Here is a 1197-nt window from a genome sequence, read left to right as displayed (position 1 = left end):
CCGGGCGCAGGTCCGGCTGGGGAGCGGAACGGCATGGGAGGGCCGGCCGCAGCGGGTGACAGCCCCGTACGCGAACCCAGACCGGACGGCGCGACGCGGTCCCTGAGTAGGGCCGGGCACGTGAAACCCGGTCCGAACCTGGGTGGACCACCATCCAAGCCTGAGTACTACCCTGTGACCGATAGCGCACCAGTACCGTGAGGGAAAGGTGAAAAGCACCCCGGGAGGGGAGTGAAACAGTACCTGAAACCGTGCGCCCACGAGCAGTCGGAGCACCCTTGTGGTGTGACGGCGTGCCTTTTGTAGAATGAGCCAGCGAGTCGCTGGCGCGGGGCGAGGTTAACCGAAAGGGAGCCGTAGCGAAAGCGAGCCTTAACAGGGCGACTTGAGTCCCGCGCCGCGGACGCGAAGCCGGGTGAGCTATCCGTGGGCAGGCTGAAGCGGGGGTAAGACCCCGTGGAGGGCCGAACGCACGTCGGTTGAAAACGGCGGCGATGACCTGCGGATAGGGGTGAAAGGCCAATCAAACCCGGAGATATCTCGTTCTCCCCGAAATAGCTTTAGGGCTAGCGTCGCGCGTTCACCGCCGGAGGTAGAGCACCGGATGGACGAGGGGGCTTCGCCGCCTACCGAATCCAACCGAACTCCGAATGCCGGCGGCCCAGAGCGCGGCAGTCAGAGCATGTGGGCTAAGCTGTGTGCTCGAGAGGGAAACAGCCCGGACCGCCCGCTAAGGTCCCCAAGTTCCAGCCGAGTGGCAAAGGATGTGCGTCCGCCCAGACAACCAGGATGTTGGCTTAGAAGCAGCCATCCATTCAAAGAGTGCGTAACAGCTCACTGGTCGAGTGGACATGCGCCGACAATACACGGGGCTAAGCTGGACACCGAAGCGGCGGGATTTTGATTTTCAGAATCGGTAGGGGAGCTTCCCATGGGCGGTGAAGCCGCCGGGCGACCGGCGGTGGAGCGCATGGGAGTGAGAATGCTGGCATGAGTAGCGAGAGACGAGAGAGTAACTCGTCCGCCGTGAACCCGAGGTTTCCTGGGCAAGGCTAATCCTCCCAGGGTCAGTCGGGGGCTAAGGCGAGGCCGGAAGGCGTAGCCGACGCGCAGCAGGCAGACATTCCTGCACCGCGCACGCGGCGCTACGACCGACGGGGCGACGGATGGGGGTGGCTCGGCGGGGTTCTGGACGTC

General features: G+C 64.4%; 1 rRNA gene. It reads left to right on the top strand.

Annotated features, from left to right (window positions below):
* A 23S ribosomal RNA gene (locus PMW67_RS09705) occupies positions 1 to 1197 on the top strand; the annotation flags it as partial.

This window comes from Collinsella aerofaciens (assembly GCF_028209395.1).
Taxonomy (GTDB): Bacteria; Actinomycetota; Coriobacteriia; order Coriobacteriales; family Coriobacteriaceae; genus Collinsella; species Collinsella aerofaciens_AZ.
Note: the sequence above shows the minus strand (reverse complement) of the source record. Positions and strands in the feature narration are given on the sequence as shown.